17 protein-coding genes, 2 pseudogenes and 1 other annotated feature are annotated in these 19,673 nt (G+C 26.1%); of the genes and pseudogenes, 16 read left to right on the top strand and 3 right to left on the bottom strand.

Translation table 11 applies throughout. From position 1 onward, the window contains the following. Window positions 1–192: 192 nt before the first annotated feature. The 7 genes from CSGHG_RS21110 (at window position 193) to CSGHG_RS15420 (ending at window position 7,691) form a co-directional block, all read left to right on the top strand. The gene (locus CSGHG_RS21110; RefSeq protein ID WP_010297226.1) at window positions 193–1,974 is read left to right on the top strand and encodes a thioredoxin domain-containing protein; all 1,782 of its coding nucleotides are present in this window, start codon (window positions 193–195) and stop codon (window positions 1,972–1,974) included. Between the two features lie 167 nt (window positions 1,975–2,141). Beyond that, window positions 2,142–2,996 carry a DUF4438 domain-containing protein gene (locus CSGHG_RS15445; RefSeq protein ID WP_010297223.1) on the top strand — a complete coding sequence of 285 codons (855 nt, stop codon included), beginning with the start codon at window positions 2,142–2,144 and terminating at the stop codon, window positions 2,994–2,996. Between the two features lie 227 nt (window positions 2,997–3,223). Further along, window positions 3,224–4,126, top strand: a complete 903-nt coding sequence (locus CSGHG_RS15440; protein ID WP_010297221.1) for a helix-turn-helix transcriptional regulator — start codon at window positions 3,224–3,226, stop codon at window positions 4,124–4,126. Between the two features lie 110 nt (window positions 4,127–4,236). Next, complete coding sequence (locus tag CSGHG_RS15435; protein WP_010297217.1) at window positions 4,237–4,470, top strand: zinc ribbon domain-containing protein; 234 nt, start codon at window positions 4,237–4,239, stop codon at window positions 4,468–4,470. Window positions 4,471–4,488: 18 nt separating this feature from the next. Further along, window positions 4,489–5,373, top strand: coding sequence for an SPL family radical SAM protein (locus CSGHG_RS15430; protein WP_010297214.1), 885 nt, complete (start codon window positions 4,489–4,491; stop codon window positions 5,371–5,373). A gap of 123 nt (window positions 5,374–5,496) precedes the next feature. Further along, window positions 5,497–5,745, top strand: a complete 249-nt coding sequence (locus CSGHG_RS15425; RefSeq protein ID WP_010297212.1) for a hypothetical protein — start codon at window positions 5,497–5,499, stop codon at window positions 5,743–5,745. A gap of 146 nt (window positions 5,746–5,891) precedes the next feature. Continuing rightward, window positions 5,892–7,691, top strand: a complete 1,800-nt coding sequence (locus tag CSGHG_RS15420) for an alpha/beta hydrolase family protein (protein WP_147582266.1) — start codon at window positions 5,892–5,894, stop codon at window positions 7,689–7,691. Window positions 7,692–7,845: 154 nt separating this feature from the next. On the opposite strand, the pseudogene CSGHG_RS21105 reads toward CSGHG_RS15420, so the two are convergent. Then, window positions 7,846–8,315, bottom strand: a pseudogene (locus CSGHG_RS21105) (peroxiredoxin). Between the two features lie 273 nt (window positions 8,316–8,588). Then, window positions 8,589–8,813 (top strand) — a binding site (T-box leader). Window positions 8,814–9,245: 432 nt separating this feature from the next. On the opposite strand from CSGHG_RS21105, the gene thrS reads away from it, so the two are divergent. The 6 genes from thrS (at window position 9,246) to CSGHG_RS15385 (ending at window position 16,248) form a co-directional block, all read left to right on the top strand. After that, complete coding sequence (thrS, locus tag CSGHG_RS15410; protein WP_010297206.1) at window positions 9,246–11,153, top strand: threonine--tRNA ligase; 1,908 nt, start codon at window positions 9,246–9,248, stop codon at window positions 11,151–11,153. A 324-nt stretch (window positions 11,154–11,477) separates the two neighbouring features. Further along, on the top strand, window positions 11,478–11,738 hold the full coding sequence (locus CSGHG_RS15405; RefSeq protein ID WP_010297203.1) for a FeoC-like transcriptional regulator: 261 nt from the start codon (window positions 11,478–11,480) through the stop codon (window positions 11,736–11,738). 33 nt (window positions 11,739–11,771) lie between these two features. Continuing rightward, a complete protein-coding gene (locus tag CSGHG_RS15400) occupies window positions 11,772–11,993 on the top strand; it encodes a FeoA family protein (protein ID WP_010297200.1) in 222 nt (73 codons plus the stop codon). A gap of 14 nt (window positions 11,994–12,007) precedes the next feature. Then, the gene (locus CSGHG_RS15395; protein ID WP_010297197.1) at window positions 12,008–12,229 is read left to right on the top strand and encodes a FeoA family protein; all 222 of its coding nucleotides are present in this window, start codon (window positions 12,008–12,010) and stop codon (window positions 12,227–12,229) included. A 59-nt stretch (window positions 12,230–12,288) separates the two neighbouring features. Next, window positions 12,289–14,298, top strand: coding sequence for a ferrous iron transport protein B (feoB, locus tag CSGHG_RS15390; protein WP_010297193.1), 2,010 nt, complete (start codon window positions 12,289–12,291; stop codon window positions 14,296–14,298). 189 nt (window positions 14,299–14,487) lie between these two features. Next, window positions 14,488–16,248: a peptidoglycan-binding protein gene (locus tag CSGHG_RS15385; RefSeq protein WP_010297190.1), complete on the top strand. Its 1,761-nt coding sequence runs from the start codon at window positions 14,488–14,490 to the stop codon at window positions 16,246–16,248. Between the two features lie 55 nt (window positions 16,249–16,303). Here the strand turns inward: CSGHG_RS15385 and CSGHG_RS15380 are convergent, their stop codons facing one another. Next, window positions 16,304–17,161 carry a DMT family transporter gene (locus CSGHG_RS15380; RefSeq protein WP_010297186.1) on the bottom strand — a complete coding sequence of 286 codons (858 nt, stop codon included), beginning with the start codon at window positions 17,159–17,161 and terminating at the stop codon, window positions 16,304–16,306. A gap of 504 nt (window positions 17,162–17,665) precedes the next feature. Between CSGHG_RS15380 and CSGHG_RS23370 the strand changes: the two genes are divergently transcribed. Further along, complete coding sequence (locus CSGHG_RS23370) at window positions 17,666–17,869, top strand: hypothetical protein (protein WP_155844779.1); 204 nt, start codon at window positions 17,666–17,668, stop codon at window positions 17,867–17,869. 37 nt (window positions 17,870–17,906) lie between these two features. Here CSGHG_RS23370 and CSGHG_RS15375 read toward each other — a convergent pair whose 3' ends face one another. Beyond that, window positions 17,907–18,155 (bottom strand): hypothetical protein, encoded by a 249-nt coding sequence (locus CSGHG_RS15375; RefSeq protein ID WP_010297183.1) that lies wholly within the window; start codon window positions 18,153–18,155, stop codon window positions 17,907–17,909. A gap of 249 nt (window positions 18,156–18,404) precedes the next feature. Between CSGHG_RS15375 and CSGHG_RS15370 the strand changes: the two genes are divergently transcribed. Continuing rightward, window positions 18,405–18,902 carry a GNAT family N-acetyltransferase gene (locus CSGHG_RS15370; RefSeq protein WP_010297179.1) on the top strand — a complete coding sequence of 166 codons (498 nt, stop codon included), beginning with the start codon at window positions 18,405–18,407 and terminating at the stop codon, window positions 18,900–18,902. A 492-nt stretch (window positions 18,903–19,394) separates the two neighbouring features. Beyond that, window positions 19,395–19,673 (top strand): annotated as a pseudogene (locus CSGHG_RS23635) (hypothetical protein); the annotation flags it as partial.

The raw sequence follows: 19,673 nt of genomic DNA, 5'->3' as shown, positions 1-19,673 counted from the left end.
TATAAGAGTAATGTAATTTAAATCATAACAATATGTTTATAGAAATAGATATTAATACAGAAAAGCTAATAACTAACTACTTAAAAGCCTATCAAAATATAGATAGGCTTTTTAATATTTTAAGGATCTAAGGGTATATTATTAGTGTAATAGCAAATAGAAAATGAATTTATAGTTATTGGAGATGATATTATGGTAACAAATCAGAAAGTACCTAATAATTTAATAAATGAAAAATCCCCTTATCTTCTTCAACACGCCTATAATCCTGTTAATTGGTATTCATGGTGTGATGAAGCTTTTGAAAAAGCTAAAGATGAGAATAAACCTATATTTTTAAGTATTGGTTATTCTACTTGTCATTGGTGTCATGTTATGGCTCATGAGTGTTTTGAAGATGACGAAGTAGCAAAAATTCTTAATGATAATTTTATATCTATAAAAGTTGATAGGGAAGAGCGACCTGATGTTGATAGTATTTATATGACAGTTTGTCAGGCATTTACTGGCGGTGGTGGTTGGCCTCTTAATCTATTTATTACTCCAGATCAAAAGCCTTTTTACGCTGGTACTTACTTTCCTAAACATGCAAAATATAATGTTCCAGGTTTTATGGATATTCTAAGTAGTATAAGTGACCAATGGAAAAGTGACAAAGAGCGTATTATAGATGCAAGTGAAGAGGTCATCAATCAGCTTGAAAATGCATTTCAGCCAACAACTACAGATGATGAAATAGGAAAAGATATTATTGAAGGTGGCTATTTATGGTGCTTAGAATTTTTTGATGTTGTAAATGGTGGATTTGATAAAGCCCCTAAATTTCCTACACCTCATAAACTCATGTTCTTACTAAAATATTATAAGTTAGAAAATGAACCAAAAGCTTTAGAAATGGTTGAAAAAACTTTAAACCAAATGTATAGAGGTGGGATTTTCGATCATATTGGATATGGCTTTTCTAGATATTCTACTGATGATAAATGGCTTGTTCCACATTTTGAAAAAATGCTTTATGATAATGCATTATTAACTATGGCATATTTAGAAACTTATAGTATAACAAAGAAAGAATTTTATAAAAATGTGGCTATAAAAACTATGGATTATGTTTTAAGAGAACTTACAAGTGATGAAGGTGGTTTTTACTGTGCACAGGATGCAGATAGTGAAGGTGATGAAGGTAAATTTTATGTTTTTAATCCTCTTGAAATTTGTGAAGTGTTAGGAGAAGATGATGGAAAGTATTTTAATAATTACTTTGATATAACTACTTCAGGAAATTTTGAAGGAAAAAGTATTGCAAATCTACTTAAAAATAATTCCTTTGAAAATGATGATGAAAAAATAAATGATTTAAGGAAAAAGGTTTTCAATTATAGACTTGAAAGAACTACTTTACATAAGGATGAAAAAATACTTACTTCATGGAATGCTCTTATGATTACAGCCTTCGCTAAAGCTTATTCTATATTAAAAGATGAAAAGTATTTAAAAGTTTGTAAAGATGCTATAGCTTTTATAGAAAATAATCTAGTAAATAAAGATAATAGGCTTTTAGCTAGATATAAGGATGGTGATGTAGCTTATTTTTCTTATTTAGAAGACTATGCATTTTTAATATGGTCATTTATAGAGCTTTATGAAGGAACTAATGAGAAGGAATATTTAGAAAAAGCAATATCATTAAATAGTGAAATGATTGATAAGTTTTGGGACGAAAACAGTTCTGGATTTTTCCTATATGGTAAAGATAGTGAAAAACTTATTGCAAGGCCAAAGGAAATTTATGATGGAGCAATTCCATCCGGTAATTCTGTAGCAGCCTACGTCTTAGTCAAATTAAGCAAAATAACTAAGGATAAAATTTTAAAAGATATTACATATAATCAGCTTAAATATTTCTCAAGTACTGTTAAAAACTCTCCAATATCATACACTATGTATTTAATTGCACTTATGAATTATCTATAATAAAACCTCTACTACTTATTTATAGTGGTAGAGGTTTTATTTTGAATTATTATATATCTTTTATGAATAATTTATTAAAAAGTTTTTGTTTTATTGTAAAATAAAGGATTTATTAAGAAGTCACTAGAATTTAATAAATATGAAAATTTACTAAAGGAGGGTTCGGTTTGGTTAAAACTAACAAAGATAAAGTTGTAATGCAAAGTGTTCAAGGTAAAATTCATCATCCAGCTTTTCCACCATCTCCTTATAGAATAAGTCATGAAGGTGAACCAATGGTTTTACCTGCAACCGGTGGAATTTGTTATAATGTTAAGATTGGTGACAGTGCCTTTGGTTTATCTGGAGACCATATAGAACCAGGTGTTTCAATAAAAAATCCAGATGCTAGAGAAAATAATGCTCTTACTACCCTTTCATGTATAGGAAATATTGCAAAGGTAGTTTCTGGTGATGGAAAAGGCGGAATTGGGTATGTAACAGGAATGCATGGTGGAATAGATCATGTTTTAATACATTTTGAAAATGATATTTTAGATGATTTATCTGTTGATGATAAAATTTTAATAAAAGCATACGGTCAAGGTCTTAAGCTTTTAAATTATGAAGATATAACAGTTATGAATATAGATCCAAATCTTTTTGAAAAATTGCCTATAAAAGAATATGATGGGAAACTTATAGTTAATGTTGCAGCTATAATACCATCTTATTTAATGGGGTCAGGTATAGGTGCTTCGACTTCTTTTACTGGTGATTATGATATTATGACAGCAGATATAAATGAAGTAAAAAAACATGGAATAGATAAATTAAAATTTGGTGATTTAGTACTTTTAAAAGATTGTGATAATACTTTTGGAAGGGGATATTTATCAGGAGCAGTTTCTATAGGTGTTGTAATTCATAGCGATTGCATTAAGATGGGTCATGGCCCAGGAATCACTACTATATTAACAAGTAAAAAGCCAATAATAGAAGGTATGATAAGTGAGAATAGTAATATAAAAGATTTTATTTAATGAGCTTTTATAAAGAGTTCCTCGTTAAATATATGAAATGGATTATATATTTTGAACTCTTTATATTTATTGGAAGTATATGTAAACATATACATTGCCTTTAGATTAAAATTTTACATGAAGTGCTATTAAACAATATGTTATATAAGTGAATAAGTTAGAGATTCAGTTTGTAACTCTATAGTTAAATTAAGTTTAAGTGTGTTAATATTACTTTAGGTGATGTTATGAGAATAAATAGATTAGTTGAAATAATTATAATCCTTTTAAATAAAAAAGTAGTTACTGCAAAAGAACTAGCAGAAAAATTAGACGTATCTACTAGAACTATATATAGAGATATAGAAGAGCTTTCATTATCAGGCATTCCTATATATGCAAGTAAAGGTACTGGTGGTGGAATATCTTTAATAGAAGAATATACAATTAATAAAGCTATGTTATCGCAAAAGGATAAAGAAAGTTTAATGTTAGCATTAAGTACATTAAAAGCTACTGAAATTCCAAATGTAGATAAAGTTTTAAATAAGCTTGGAGCAATATTTAAGAATATGGATGTGAATGATTGGGTTGCTGTTGATTTTTCTAACTGGGGAAATAAACTAAATTCAGATTATAATTTTGAGGATATAAAAGGTTCTATATTAGAAAAGAAGATAATTGAGTTTAGATATATAAATTCTACAGGAGTTAGTAGCATAAGGAAAGTACATCCATATAAACTTATCTTTAAAAGCAAAGAATGGTATTTATGGGGCTTTTCTATTGAAAAAAACGATTTTAGAATATTTAAACTTAGTAGAATTAAAAATTTTAAGATTAAAGACGATACATTTATACGTAAGGAAGTAGATTTAAATTTATCACGTGAAATGAATTTTGAAGTTATAAATTTAAAATTGCGTTTTAGTAAAGAAGTTTTATATAAAATTTATGATTTTTATGATGAAAATTCTATAATGAAAAATGAAGATGAAACCTATGATGTTACTGTAAGCTATCCAAAAGGTGAGTGGGTTTATGATCATATATTATCTTATGGTAATAATGTTACAGTTTTAGAGCCTAAATTTGTTAGAGATGAAATTATTAGAAGATTAAAGAAAACTTTGATGAATTATAATTTCTAATATGACAAACAGTTGTCAACTATTCTTTGATAGTATCATATTAAAGCAGATAATAAAATTTATAGGCTTACAAAAATAACTTATTTTATAAATTGAAAGGATGTTTTAATATGAATTTTTGTCAAAGTTGTGGAATGCCACTAGTAAATGAAAATGAGGTTAGTGATAATAAGGAATATTGTGTTTATTGTTATAGTAATGGAAAGTTTAAGGCAGATATTTCATTAGATGAAATGATAGAGGCTTGTGTTCCTCATCTTATGAATGCACATAAAGATTTTAGTGAGGAAGCTGCTAGAGAAAATCTAAAAAGTTTCTTACCTACTTTAAAAAGGTGGAAATAAATTAATTGGAGAAGGATAATGGAATCTATACCCTGTAAGACTATTATTACAAAAAATGCTCATCCAAACTATTGGTTTGGAGCAGATTATACAATGAATATATATAAAGGTTGTTGTCATGGTTGTATTTATTGTGATTCTAGAAGTAGTTGCTATGGAATTGAAGAGTTTGATAAAGTTAAAATAAAAGAAGACACACTAAAAATAATAGAGGGTGAATTAAAATCTAAAAGAAATAAAGGTGTTATTTGTACAGGAGGAATGAGCGATCCGTACAATCCTTTTGAAAAAAAATTAAACCTAACTAGACAATCGTTAAAGTTGTTAAATAAGTATAACTTTGGTGTAGCAATAGCCACTAAAAGTAACTTAATAACTAGAGATATAGATATATTAAAAAACATTAATTATATTTCCCCTGTGTGTGTAAAAATGACTATAACAACTTTTGATGATAATATGTGTAAAAGGATAGAGCCAAATGTTAGTTTAACTTCTCAAAGGTTTAAGGCTTTAGAGGAACTAGCAAATAACGGTATATATTGTGGTATTTTAATGATGCCCATTTTGCCCTTTATAAATGATAATGAAGAAAATATAAAAAGCATAATAAAAAGGGCAGGAAATTGTGGAGCAAAATTTATATATCCTTATTTTGGAGTAACTTTAAGAGATAATCAAAGGGAATATTTTTATAAGAAATTAGATAACAACTTTCCTCATATAAAAAATAAATATGAAACAAATTTTAGGTTAAAATATAATTGTCAATCATTAAATAGAAAAATTTTATATGATATTTTTAGAGAACACTGCGATAAAAGCAATATAATTTATAATATGAATAAAATCATTGATGATTATAAATATGACAGAACAGCTCAATTAAGTTTTTTTGACTAATGTTTGATTATTTTTTAGGAATCTAAATCTTTTAATTAAATGTTGATTTTAGATTCCTATATTTTAATTTTAACCTAAAAATAAAAGATACAAATTTAGTATCCACATATTAGGAGGATTGATATGTTTAAAAAATTCAAAATAAATCTTAAAAATTATATACATCATACATATTTTGATAAATATAGATATGTAAAATTAATCTTTATGTTATTGATTTCATCAATGGTAGGATTGGAAATGGCCTTTTTAGGAACTGGTCTTCCTAAAGTTTTAGATTTTATAGTATTTACTGCCGCTACTTTTTTAGGTTTGATAATTCTTATCGTTATTTTGCAGTTAGTATCTTTAATTATAAAAAAATACCTATAAAAAATCTTCCTTTTATAATTGGATTGTTTATAATTTCTTATATATTCGTGACAAATTTCTTTATAGACACATCATTCGAGGCTGATGTTTTTATAGCTATTACTATTGGAATTATACAATTAATATTTATATATAGTATTTTAAAATTGTTAAGTAAAAACAAGAAAAATGGATTTATATGGTCAATATTTATATTTTCATTATTTATAAATATTTCTATGATATATTTTATTGGATTTAAAGGATATGATGAGAATCTTACTGAAAAGTACTTATCATTAAGGGTTGAAAATAATAACGATTCCTCTATCTTTAGTGAACTTATTAAAAAAGGTGATTATTCAATAAAAAAGTTAAGCTATGGTTCATCTGATAAATATAATTTAAAAACTTCAAAAGTAAATTTATCACCATATGTTTCTGATGAAGAAGGAATTATAGGTAAGCTTAGAAATATATATTGGGGATTTGATTCTTATTCTGTACCTATAACAGGGGATGTGTTTTTTCCTGAAAAAGGTGAAAAACTACCACTAATTTTAATTGCGCATGGAAATCATACTATGACTACACCGTCCCATGAAGGTTATGAATATTTAGCTAACCACCTTGTAAGTAAAGGATATGTTGTAGCTTCTATAAATGAAAATTTTTTGAATTTTTATATAAATTCAAATTTAGCTGATGAAAATGATGCTAGAGCAATTATGATGTTAAATAATATAAAAGAATTTGAAAAATTTAATAATGATAAAGAAAATCCACTTTATAATAAAATAGATATGAATAATATTGCATTAGTAGGACATTCAAGAGGCGGGGAGGCAGTAGCTATAGCCGCATTATTTAATAAATTAAGTTACTATCCTGATGATGGAGATATAAAACTTAATTTCAACTATAATATAAAATCTATAGCAAGTATAGCACCTACTTATAATCAATATAAACCTTCTGGTAAGTCAGTGGAATTAGAAAATATTAATTATTTTTCAGTTCATGGTTCGTATGACCAAGATGTAACAGAATTTGATGGAAGAGAACAATATGATAATGTTAAATTCACTGATGGAAAAGATTATTTTAAAAGCTATCTTTATATTTATGGAGCAAACCATGGGCAATTCAATAGCACTTGGGGACGATATGATCTTAACAAACCAATGGGATGGTTTTTAAACACTAAGCCAATTATTAAAGATGAAGATCAAAAAAGTATATTGAAAGGATATTTAACTGGTTTTTTTGATTGTACTCTAAAGAATAAGAACGAATATAAAGACATGTTTATAAACTATAAAAATATTCAAAATGATTTACCTAGAACTGTATATGTAAATGAATATGAAGATAGTAATTTTAAAGTTATAGCTAATTATGAAGAAGATTTAGATTTAAAAACATCGTCTTTAAAAAATAGTTCTATATTTGGAAAGAATTTTACCATATGGCGTGAAGAAAAGGTTAGAAGAAGGGATGGTTCTTCTACTAGAAATACAGCAGTTAGACTTAGGTGGTATAAGGGTTCTGGAAGCTTTTATAGTATATCACTTCCAGAGAATGATATTTATTTAGAGAATATAAATAATAACTCAATACTGCAATTTTCAGCATGTAGAATGGATAATTACGACGTTATAAAAAATGAATTTAATGATGTAGATTTTACAATTCAATTGGAAGATGTTAATGGAAATATTTCTTCTCTTTTATTAAAAGATTACTATACGTTATATCCTCCATTAAGATCTAATTTATATAAAAATAACTTTCTAGTTAAAAACAATACAATAGAACATGAACTTCAAAATTTTACTTTTCCAATAGAAGAATTTGTTAAAAATAACTCTAAATTAAATATTAAAAAATTAAAAACTATAAAGTTTGTTTTTGATAAAGGAGTTAAAGGAGATATTCTATTAGATAATATTGGAGTATGTATTTAAAGACATTTTTTATTATTTAAATAAAAGTTAGTTATGTTTGAACTTTCTAGGCTTACTTATTTATGTTTTAAACAATATTATATTAATTATATTTTTTAGTTTGAAATATAATAAAACCAGTACTTAATAAAAAGTACTGGTTTTCTATTTAAAATTATAATCCTAAAAAGCATTGAACATTTTCTACATGTCCTGCAACTTTTACTTTTCTGTATATTTTTTCAATAATACCATTTTCATCAATTATAAAAGTGCTTCTTTCAATTCCAATAGTCTTTTTCCCATAGATATTTTTTTCTTTTAAAACTCCATATAGGTTGCACACTTCTTCTTTTTCGTCAGATAATAATACAAATGGTATATTATATTTTTCGATAAATTTATCATGAGATTTTAAAGAATCTCTACTCACACCTAATATTACTGAATTTTTTCTTTAAAATCGTTATATACACTTGTAAAGGCTAGTGCTTCTTTAGAACATCCAGAAGTATTATCTTTTGGATAAAAGTATAAAATTACTTTCTCCCCTAAATAATCACTTAATTTATGTTCATTTTTATCACTTCCCATTAAAGTAAAATCTGGTGCCTTCATGCCTTCTGTTAAAATTAAATTCTCCATAAAGAAAACTCCTTTCAATTCTAAACATATTACTAATAATAATTATCTCATACTAAAGATTATTAGTAAAGAGGTAAATAAATTGTACTTTTATTCTATATAGTTTTTAAAAATATGCTATAAATTATAAGTACAATTTAAAAAACTATAAAAAATTTTCAGAAATGTGTTTACAAAGTAATTTTAGTATGATACTATAAGTATAAATTATTAATCTTTTCTGAAAAGGTTATATATTTGAATTTGTGCACAAATAAATGTAAATTAAATATTAAATAGACTATGATAGGAAGAGTATTATAGGTTACAGTTTACAGAGAGGGAATATCACTGGCTGGAAGTATTCCTAAATATGACTATAAGAAAACTACCCTGGAGTTATGGCTTATTAGCTTTTAAAGTGAAATGTCATCGGTTAGATGCCGTTATTAAAACGAGAAGAATTGAATTTTAATTCAATTTGGGTGGAACCACGAATATACAGCATTCGTCCCAACAGGGATGGATGCTTTTTGTTTTACCCAAAATTAGTAATTATTTTAAATTAATAATAAAATAATAAATTAAGTTAAAGTTTTACATAAAATTATTGAAATGCAAAAACAAAAGTTCTCTTAATATTAAAACAATTACAAACTATGTGTAATATTAAAATTTATAATTAAAATATAATTTTAAAAGTGTACATAGAATCATAATATTAAGTATTTATTATCAAATGAGAATAGAAACTTTATTATAAAACAATTAAAAATGTTTTATGGTTATACTTAGAAATGACATATTATATAGCTTTACAATAAAAAATAATAAACATAAAATTTTTCAAAAAAATAAATTTATATTTTCAATTGATAAGGAATTTTTGAAAATTAAACATTAAAAGTTTGAGAATTTATATAAAAATATTTTGGAGGGATAACAATGAAAATGATAAATATAAGATTAAAAGATAATTCAATAAAAGAAATAGAGGAAAATATTAGTGTATATGAACTTGCTAAATCAATTAGCAATAAATTAGCAAAAGTAGCTATAGTAGGAAGAGTTAATGATGAATTAGTTGATTTAAGTTATAAATTAAAAGAAAATGACAAAGTTGAAATTTTAACATATGAAGATAAAGAAGCTATAGATGTTTTAAGACATTCAACTACTCATATAATGGCACAAGCAGTTCAAAGACTTTATAAAAGTGCTAAATTAGCAATAGGACCTTCAATCGACAATGGATTCTACTACGATTTTGATGTTGAAAAAGCTTTTTCAGAACAAGATTTAGAAAAAATTCAATGTGAAATGGATAAAATAATAGAAGAAAATCTTCAATTTGAAAGAATAGATGTATCAAGAGAAGAAGCAATAAAGTTAATGGAAGATAAATGTGAACCATATAAAATAGAACTTATTAAAGAGTTACCAGAAAGAGAAAACATTTCACTATATAGACAAGGTGATTTTGTTGATCTTTGCAGAGGACCACATATTCCATCATCAAAATATATAAAAGCTTTTAAATTATTAAGTGTAGCAGGTGCATATTGGAAAGGTAATGAAAAAAATAAAATGCTTCAAAGAATTTATGGTACAGCTTTTGAAGATAAGAAAGCCCTTGATGCATACTTAAACAACTTAGAAGAAGCTAAAAAAAGAGATCATAGAAAGTTAGGTAAAGAGCTTAAATTATTTACAGTTATGGAAGAAGGACCAGGATTCCCATTCTTTTTACCAAATGGTGTAGTGTTAAAAAATACTTTAATAGATTTTTGGAGACAACTTCATATAGAAGATAACTATATAGAAATAGAGACACCTATAATGTTAAATAAAAAATTGTGGGAAACTTCAGGACACTGGTATCACTATAAAGAAAACATGTATACTTCTGTTATAGATGAAGAAGAATTTGCATTAAAACCTATGAACTGTCCTGGTGGAATGCTTGTATATAAATCAGAAGCACATTCATATAGAGATTTTCCAATGAGAGTTGCAGAACTTGGAAGAGTTCATAGACATGAACTTTCAGGAGCGTTACATGGACTTATGAGAGTTAGAGCGTTTACTCAAGATGATGCCCATATATTTATGTTACCAGATCAAATAAAATCAGAAATCAAAGGTGTTATATCACTTATTGATAAAGTTTATTCAAAATTTGGATTTAAATATAGTGTAGAACTTTCAACAAGACCAGAAAATTCTATGGGTAGTGATGAAGAATGGGCAATTGCAGAATCTTCATTAAGTGGAGCTCTAGATGAAATAAATATGGAGTACAAAATAAATGAAGGTGATGGAGCTTTCTATGGTCCTAAAATAGATTTCCATCTTGAAGATAGTATAGGAAGAACTTGGCAATGTGGTACAATCCAATTAGACTTCCAACTTCCACAAAGATTTGATCTTAACTATATAGGAGCTGATAGTGAAAAACATAGACCAATAGTTATTCACAGAGTAATTTTAGGTAGTATCGAAAGATTTATTGGTATATTAATAGAACATTTTGCTGGAAAATTCCCAACATGGTTAGCACCAGTTCAAGTAAAGGTACTTCCTATATCAAATAAATTTAATGATTATGCAATGGAAGTAACTAAAACTCTTAAGGATAATAATATAAGAGTTCAATTAGATGATAGAGATGAAAAAGTAGGATACAAAATTAGAGAAGCTAGCAATGAAAAAGTTCCTTATATAATAGTTATAGGTGAAAGAGAAGTTGCTGACAAAACAATTGCACTTAGAACTAGAAAAAACGGTGATCAAGGAACTATTGCTTTAGACGAATTTATTAAAAATATTAAAGTTGAAATTGAAAATAAAGACATATAAAATTTAATTTATAATAACTAAAATGTGCTATTAATGAACTGAAAAGTTTGTTAATAGCACATTTTTATTTAATGAAACTCCAAATCAAATATTATTGATAATCACTTGCAATTAGAATGAGAATGTGTTAATATTACTTTGGAAAGCAAATATGTAATATAAGTAAAATATTTCATTGAAATGTAATTTAAAACATATTGTATATATTTAAAAATCTAATTTCATTTATACGTCGTGTTTTTGAAAATCAAAATAAGTAGTACATGCTTAACTGCTTTAAAATATATCTATGATTAATATAGAATTAGAGAAAGAGGTGACATTATGTTATATAAAGTTTTGAATTTTTTACATAAGGAAGGAAATTTTTCAACTAAAGCTATATCTAAATCACTTAAATTGCCGGAACCTATTATTGATGATTTAAAAGAAAAGCTGATTAATATGGGATATATAAAAAAAGTGATTTGTGATGTATCTATGTGTGAAAAATGCTCCTGTGGATGTAACAGTAAGAAACTAAATGATAAAACTGATTGGGAAATAACTGAAAAGGGAATCAATTTATTAAAAAAGATTAGTTAATATATTTAAAAGTAATATACTAGGGAGGTTATTATGAACACATTAGATCAATTAAGTATTGGCGAGAAAATTAAAGTGAAAAGTATAGAAAAAGATAGTGCTGTAAAAAGAAAGCTTTTAGATATGGGTATAACACCAGGTGTAGAACTTAAAGTAACTGGTAAAGCGCCTTTTGGTGATCCACTTGAGATTTTAGTAAGGGGATACAAATTAACCCTTAGAAAAGATGAAGCTAAAGTTATTAGCGGAGAATAAAAAGAGGTGATTTTATGATAGTACCTATGAATCTAGCAACAGAAGGTAATACAGTGGAAGTGAAATCTATATCTATGAAAGATGGACTAAACAAAAGACTTGGAGAATTAGGAATTATATCAGGTAATAAAATAAAAATAATTAAAAATGATGGAAGAAGTCTTATAATTTCCATAGAAGATAGTAGATTTGCTTTAGATAACAATATAGCTAAGAATATTATGATAGCAACTTAAAGAAAATTTTTTTGAAATTTTATTGATAATAACTTTCATTATCAAAGAGGGGGATTAAAATGAAGACAATAGCATTAGCAGGTAATCCTAACTGCGGAAAGACTAGTTTGTTTAATATATTAACTAAAGCTAGACAACATGTAGGAAATTGGCCAGGAGTTACTGTAGAAAAAAAAGAAGGTATTTTAAAATATGAAGGTAATGAGTATAAAATTGTAGATTTACCAGGCACTTATAGTTTAGGTGCCTATTCTGAAGATGAAGTTATAGCAAGAAATTACATAGTAAAAGATAATCCAGATGTAGTTATAAATGTAATTGATGCTACTAATATAGAAAGAAACTTATATCTTACACTTCAATTAATAGAAATGGGAGCTAAAGTAGTTATAGCTTTAAATATGATGGACGAGGCTGAAAGCAAAGAAATTTCTATTAAAATAAAAGAACTTTCTAAAAAACTAGGGATAGATGTTATACCAACAGTTGCTGTAAAAAATAAAGGTATAGATAATCTTATAAAAGCTAGTATAAAAGATAATATTAATACTTCAAATATAAAAATTAATTATGGTGAAGATATCAATAAAGAGTTAGAAGGTTTAGCAAAATCTATTGAAGAAAATGTTAAAGATAGCACTCTTTCTTCAAAATGGGCTGCATTAAAGCTTTTAGAAAATGATTCTCATATAAAAAGGGAACTTAACATTGATGAAGATGATAAGTTGAAAAAGCAACTAGAAGGATGTTACAAAGGAATTGAAGAAAAAGTTGGATTTGAACCGGAAATGGCTATTGTAAATGAAAGGTATTCTGTAATATCTGAAATTGTATCAGATACGGTAACTAGAAAAGAACAATCTAAAGAAACTGTTTCAGATAAAATAGATAAAGTGGTAACGAATAAATTTTTAGGAATTCCTATATTTGGACTAATTATGTATTTATTATATCAAATTACATTTACTGTTGGTGCAGGAATTCAAGATTGGACTGATGGGCTTATTGCATCATTAGGGGCGTCTACCGGTGCTTTCCTTACAAATGCAGGCGCTCCAGAAGTTTTATCAAGTTTTGTTAGCGATGCAATTTTTGGTGGTTTAGCAGCTGTAATAGCTTTCCTACCTTTAATTATGGTGATGTATTTCTTAATTGGTATATTAGAAGACAGTGGTTATATGGCCAGAGCTGCTTATGTTATGGATAAATTAATGAGAGCTTTAGGTCTTCATGGAAAAACCTTTGTTTCTATGCTTGTTAGTATCGGATGTAATGTTCCTGGTATAATGGCAACAAGAACTCTTGAAAATAAAAAAGATAGAATGATTGCAATACTTATAAATCCATTTATTTCTTGTGGTGCAAGACTTCCTGTATATTTATTATTTATAACAGCATTCTTTGAGAAAAATCAAGCTTTAATATTATTCGGGCTTTATGCTGGTGGACTTCTTGTGGCACTTTTAATGGGAAAAATATTTAGTAAAACGTTATTTAAAGGTGAACCTTCTTATTTTGTAATGGAACTTCCAAGTTATAAAGTACCATCAATCAAAAATGTTCTAATGTTAATGTGGGATAAAGCTGGTGCATTTATTAAAAAAGCAGGAAAAGTTATTTTACCAGTAATGGTGGTTCTTTGGGCATTATCTAACTTCCCATTAGGTGTTGAACCTAATAGTGAAGAGTCACTTCTTGGAATTATAGGTGGTTTCTTTGCTCCATTATTTACTTTAGCTGGTTTTGGAACATGGCAAGCTGGTATATCTCTTATAACTGGTATATTAGCTAAAGAAACTGTTGTAGCTACAATGGGATTAATTTATGCTGGTGTAGAAGAAGGTGTTGCAGTAACAATTGCAATTCAATCAATATTCACTCCACTATCTGCCTTATCTTTTATGGTAATGTCTTTATTATATACACCTTGTTTAGTTGCTCTTGGTGCAGTAAAAAGAGAAACTAACTCTTGGAAATGGACATTATTCACAGCGGTTTATACATTTATAGTTGCATGGATAGCAGCAGTACTTGTATATCAAGTAGGTTTATTACTTGGATTTAAATAATAAAATTTTTAATTAATAAAATATCTATAAACTAAACACTTTTAGTTTATAGATATTTTTTATTTTGAAAAATATATTCAGTATTTATAAAAACTTTTATAAATCTATATTCTATAAGTAAGTTTTCCTACATATTTAATGTAATTATATCATATATTTATATTAATAGAACTTTCTAAAGGAGATTTTATGGCTACAGGATATATACGGGTTCAAGTTTCTTTTGCAAAAGAAGCTATGCCAGTTCAAAATTGTAAAGTCACTATTCGTAAATTTAACGATGAAGATATATCCTTTGAAAAAGTGTTATATACTAATATTAGTGGAATAGCAGAAACTATAGCATTAGACGCACCGGCAGAAGAATTTTCACAAACAGCTCAAAATAAGGTTATACCTTATAAATTGTATACTATTACAGCTGAGGCGGAAGGTTATATACCTACGGTTATAAATGGAGTTCAAATTTTCCCAAATGTAACAGCTCTTCAAAAGATAGAAATGTTTCTTAAAAATCCTAAAAATAAAATAAAAGAAAACATATTAAATATTCCTCCGCATCAACTTACTTTAAGTGAGCCAAGGAATAAACAAGTAGGACCAAAAGTTGCACAGTATCTTTTAAAAGAGACATATATTCCCAAATATATAACTGTCCATTTAGGTGAACCCAATGAATATGCAGAAGATGTAACAGTAGCTTTTCCAGAGTATATTAAAAATGTTGCTTGTAGTGAGATTTACCCAACTTGGCGTAACGAAGCTTTAAAAGCAAACATTCGTGCTCAAGTTTCTTTTGCATTAAATAGAGTTTATACTTCGTGGTATAGGGATAAAGGATATAGTTTTGAAATCACTAACTCTAAATCATATGATCAATGCTTTGAATTAGGACGAAATTATTTTACTAATGTAAGCCAAATGGTTGATGATATATTTAATCAATATATATCTAAAATAGGATTACTTGAACCATTATTTGCAACATTTTGTAATGGTATAACAGTTACTTGTAATGGTTTATCTCAATGGGGATCTTTAGATTTGGCAATTAGAGGATATGATGGCTTTGGAATATTACAACATTATTATGGATATGATATTTCACTAATTATGGCTGATAATATAGAGGGTATGTTAGCACCTTATCCAGGAAATACTTTGATGCTAAATAGCAAAGAAGAAGACGTTAAAATTATACAGTTAAAGTTAAATGAAATCAGTAATAATTATACTGCTATACCTAAAATCCCAAAAGTGGATGGATTCTTTGATGTTGCTACTGAAAAAGCAGTTATTGCATTTCAAAATATTTTCAATTTAATACCTGATGGAATAGTAGGCCGTTCTACGTGGAATAGAATTTATTTTATTTATGCTGCTGTTTTAAATTTAGAAGAAGTAGAAGCACTTAGTAGTACTGATGAGTATAAATATATTACTCTTAAAGAAGGCTCTACAGGGGATGAAGTAAAACTTTTACAATATTATTTATTAATTATATCTAATATTTATAACGAAATACCAAAAGTTAAAATTACTGGAGTTTTTGATGAAGATACTAAAAATGCAGTTTTAGCTTTTCAAAAGTTTTTTAATATGTTAGTTGATGGTATAGTAGGACGAAATACCTGGGAAAAGCTTATTGAAATATATTATGAAATTGAAAGTACATTCCCTAAAAGCAATAAAAATCAATTGCCTTCTAACTATATGCTAAAAGAAGGATCTATAGGCGATGAGGTAAGGTTACTTCAGTATCATCTTGCTGTTATTTCAGATATATATCCAACTATATCTAAACCTAAAATTACAGGGGTATTTGATGCCGAAACTAAAAAATCTGTATTAGATTTTCAAAGATATTTCGGACTTGATGAAACTGGAAATGTAGATTATAATACATGGAATAAAATACAAGGGGTATTTGATGGATTAAAACCATTTTAGAAAGAATAAAAGAAAAGAGTCATATCACTTTTAAATTGGATATGACTCTTTTCTTTTATTTACTAGATTTTGAAGAGTATATATTAATTATAGAAACTATAATAATAATTCCATAACCTATTAAAGATAGGTAGTCAGGTATTTCTTTAAAAAGAACAAATCCATATAATGCAGCAAATAAAAGACCAATATAATCAAACATAGATATTTCACTAGCTGGAGCATTTTTATATGCCAATGTTAAAAAGATTTGCCCTAATGTAAATGAAAGTCCTCCTAATATTAGAAATGTTATGTTAGTTAATGTTAAAGCACTTGTGTTAACAAAAATCCATGGACTCATAGTTATAGTTGCTATGCCAGTAAAAGACAGTATAACTGTAAAAAAGCTTTCTTTATCACCTAAAACTCTTATCATTGTATAAGCTACACCAGCAGTTAATGCAGAAATGACTCCCATTAATGCTGGTATTATAGCTGCATTAAATTGGGGCTTAATAACAAATAAACTTCCTATAAAAGCTAACAATAAAAATATAAGCTGCTTTTTAGTGATTCTTTCTTTTAATATAAAAAACGAAAATATTATTGTGAAAAATGGACTTAATTTAGTAAGTATCGTTGCATCTGCAAGTAATAAGTATTCTATGGAATAATATAAAGTTAATATAGAAACTGTTCCCATAACACCTCTTAAAAGCAAATACTTTCTATTTTCTCTTTTACCTAAAAAAGAATCTTTTCTCTTAAGTATTATTATAGAAATTATAATTGTTGCTACTGCATTTGAGATGAAAGTTTTTTGATACGGACTACATTCAAGTGCTAATTTTGCAAAAAGATTCATAGTTGCAAAAGATAAAGAAGCTAGTATTATATAAATAATTCCTTTAATTTTGTTGTTACTACTCATTTATTTTCTCCTTAGTTATATTTTAAAAGTACTAAACAATTATATATTAAATTTATATTTTTTCCACTTTCATTGTGCAAATACTTAATTTATAATTTATTAACAGGGATTATACAAACGGTTGTAGAATTAAATTATTATACTATTTATATTAATAATACTTAATATATTGTTTATAAGTTTTACTAATGAAAAAATATACTAATATATAATGCTTTAACTTTATTTTATAGAATTTTGTTATCTTTTCAAGAATTGATTTTAAAAATAAACAAAATTCTAAATTTAGCTTCTTTAATAAATTATTAAAATCCCCTAGTTTATTTAACATATATATGTTAAAATTCATATGGTTTTAAAATAATTTACATTTTTATGTACAAAGGAGGCCAATATGCTTAATGTTAGCTTAGTATTAGGTATACTTGTCAGTTTTTCTATGTTTTTATTAATTTTTTAAAAAGAAAATTTATTATAAAGTCATATATAGAATCATTTTATGTTATGACATATTTTAATTTATGTTATTTAGCTTATGCTATAGAGTATCATAGTTTAATTAGTTTTAAAAGTTTATTTGTATTAGCACTGATGGGAATTTTATATTATATTTCTTTTGATCACGGAAAATATAGTTATAGTATTTATGGTGAACGTGGCTATTCTGTTGATGATTTGATTTTATACTATTTAAGAAAAATAACATAAAATTCAAAACTGTTAATAATTCGTATATTTTATATTTTTATGATGAAATATTAAAAATAGAAATAAATTCATTAAATATATGTAGCAATATTTCTCTAAATACTAATGCTAGTAATACCAATAGATTAGACGCTCTTGCTGAAGATATAAATTCATATTTTAATACACAACGTAAAAAGCATTCTTTAAAATCTAAAATGTTATATTCAAGTTTTTTATTCATATTTGTAATATTGACAGTGGCATCTATTTTACAATTAAATAATATATTAATATAAGAGGGCATACTTTCCCTCTTATATTAATATATTAAGTTTTCGGAATTTTCTAGACTTTAAAATTGAATTGTATTTTATTAGGTTTATAATTTACATCTTTACTAAGATTAAGTAAAAATATTTATTAACCAATCTTCAGTTCCCTAATTTAAAATTTAAATGTGTATTTAAGCTTAATTTTGGATTTTTATATCTTATATATAGGAGGTTTCGATTTCTAATTTATTTTAATATATGTTTTGTAAAGGGGTGTTTTTATGAGTTTCAAAAAAATCAAACAACCGAAAACTATATATATAAACGATAGATTAAAACTAACGAAAGTCACGAAAGACAGATATAAGTTGGCGCTGCCCTGGTACAGCAATCCAGAGATATTATATTATTCTGAAGGTAGGGATATAGCACCCTATGAAATAGAAAAAATAACTAAAATGTATGATTATTTATCGTCAATTGGTGAATTATACTTTATAGAAATTTTAGAAAATAATTCTTGGAAAGCTATAGGAGATGTAACTTTATCACAAGAGAATTTACCTATAGTTATAGGGGATAGCGATTATTTTGGTAAAGGTATTGGAAAACAAGTTGTATCTACATTGATAAATCGTGCTAAAATCTTAGGGTTAACAGAACTTCATATACCTTTAGTTTATAAATATAATATAAGATCTCAAAAGCTTTTTACTTCTCTTGGATTTACTCTTTTACAAGAAAATGATGACTATTACTCATATGTACTAACTTTATAGTTTATCTTTATTCTGAAATTATATAATTTATAAAAAATAGAGCTTAAAAAGATATTATTATTCATTGATAATCATTATTCAACTTCGATTTATACAATTTGAATTTTTTTAAAATTGAATTCATTAATAAATTGTACAAGTGGGTGAAAGTTTTTTACTCACTTTTGTTTTTTATTTCAATGTGTTTGCTACCTCTTTTTAGGTTATTTTTTCTGTTTTTCATTACATTTATCATTATATAGTTAATTACTTCCCCTTTTTAAGATTTATTATTATAACTTATATTTTATATTTAAGTTTAACTCAATATAATAAAAGTTATATTGAGTTAAACTTATTTTCTATAATTATCAACATTTAATCATTTATTTGTTTACCAATTTATGATATAATTTATAATGTAAACATTAAGTTTACGTTGAAAACTTAATGTTTACACTTAATAAGCATATATAGAAGTAAACAAATTTTATAGATTTAAGGAGAATTTTTATGGATACGACTTTTAGTGTAAGAATAAGTGATGAATTAAAGGAAAAATTTAATGATTTAGCACAAAAACAAGGAATAAACAATAAAGAATTCATGGAAACTATGGTGAAATTCTATGAGTTAAATTCAATTAAAGATGATAAATTTAGTATTAATGATGATATTAAAGAATTACAAAACATTACAGGAAGAATTGTAGACATTTTTATAAATTCTACAGAGAGAAATAAAATAAAATTTCAAGAAGTAACTAATTTAAATAAAGAAGCTAACGTATTG

Origin of the sequence: Clostridium senegalense JC122, from assembly GCF_000285575.1 — a bacterium.
Lineage (GTDB): Bacteria > Bacillota > Clostridia > Clostridiales > Clostridiaceae > Clostridium_J > Clostridium_J senegalense.
The sequence above is the reverse complement of the archived record's forward strand: the minus strand, read 5'-3'. Positions and strand labels throughout refer to the sequence as shown.

Bases quoted from the DNA above. Each gene is read 5' to 3' on its own strand.
- CSGHG_RS21110 (WP_010297226.1), top strand. From the start codon at position 193: ATGGTAACAAATCAGAAAGTACCTAATAATTTAATAAATGAAAAATCC.
- CSGHG_RS15440 (WP_010297221.1), top strand. From the start codon at position 3,224: ATGAGAATAAATAGATTAGTTGAAATAATTATAATCCTTTTAAATAAA.
- CSGHG_RS15435 (WP_010297217.1), top strand. From the start codon at position 4,237: ATGAATTTTTGTCAAAGTTGTGGAATGCCACTAGTAAATGAAAATGAG.
- CSGHG_RS15430 (WP_010297214.1), top strand. From the start codon at position 4,489: ATGGAATCTATACCCTGTAAGACTATTATTACAAAAAATGCTCATCCA.
- CSGHG_RS15425 (WP_010297212.1), top strand. From the start codon at position 5,497: ATGTTTAAAAAATTCAAAATAAATCTTAAAAATTATATACATCATACA.
- thrS (WP_010297206.1), top strand. From the start codon at position 9,246: ATGATAAATATAAGATTAAAAGATAATTCAATAAAAGAAATAGAGGAA.
- CSGHG_RS15405 (WP_010297203.1), top strand. From the start codon at position 11,478: ATGTTATATAAAGTTTTGAATTTTTTACATAAGGAAGGAAATTTTTCA.
- CSGHG_RS15400 (WP_010297200.1), top strand. From the start codon at position 11,772: ATGAACACATTAGATCAATTAAGTATTGGCGAGAAAATTAAAGTGAAA.
- CSGHG_RS15395 (WP_010297197.1), top strand. From the start codon at position 12,008: ATGATAGTACCTATGAATCTAGCAACAGAAGGTAATACAGTGGAAGTG.
- feoB (WP_010297193.1), top strand. From the start codon at position 12,289: ATGAAGACAATAGCATTAGCAGGTAATCCTAACTGCGGAAAGACTAGT.
- CSGHG_RS15385 (WP_010297190.1), top strand. From the start codon at position 14,488: ATGGCTACAGGATATATACGGGTTCAAGTTTCTTTTGCAAAAGAAGCT.
- CSGHG_RS15380 (WP_010297186.1), bottom strand. From the start codon at position 17,161: ATGAGTAGTAACAACAAAATTAAAGGAATTATTTATATAATACTAGCT.
- CSGHG_RS23370 (WP_155844779.1), top strand. From the start codon at position 17,666: ATGACATATTTTAATTTATGTTATTTAGCTTATGCTATAGAGTATCAT.
- CSGHG_RS15375 (WP_010297183.1), bottom strand. From the start codon at position 18,155: ATGCCCTCTTATATTAATATATTATTTAATTGTAAAATAGATGCCACT.
- CSGHG_RS15370 (WP_010297179.1), top strand. From the start codon at position 18,405: ATGAGTTTCAAAAAAATCAAACAACCGAAAACTATATATATAAACGAT.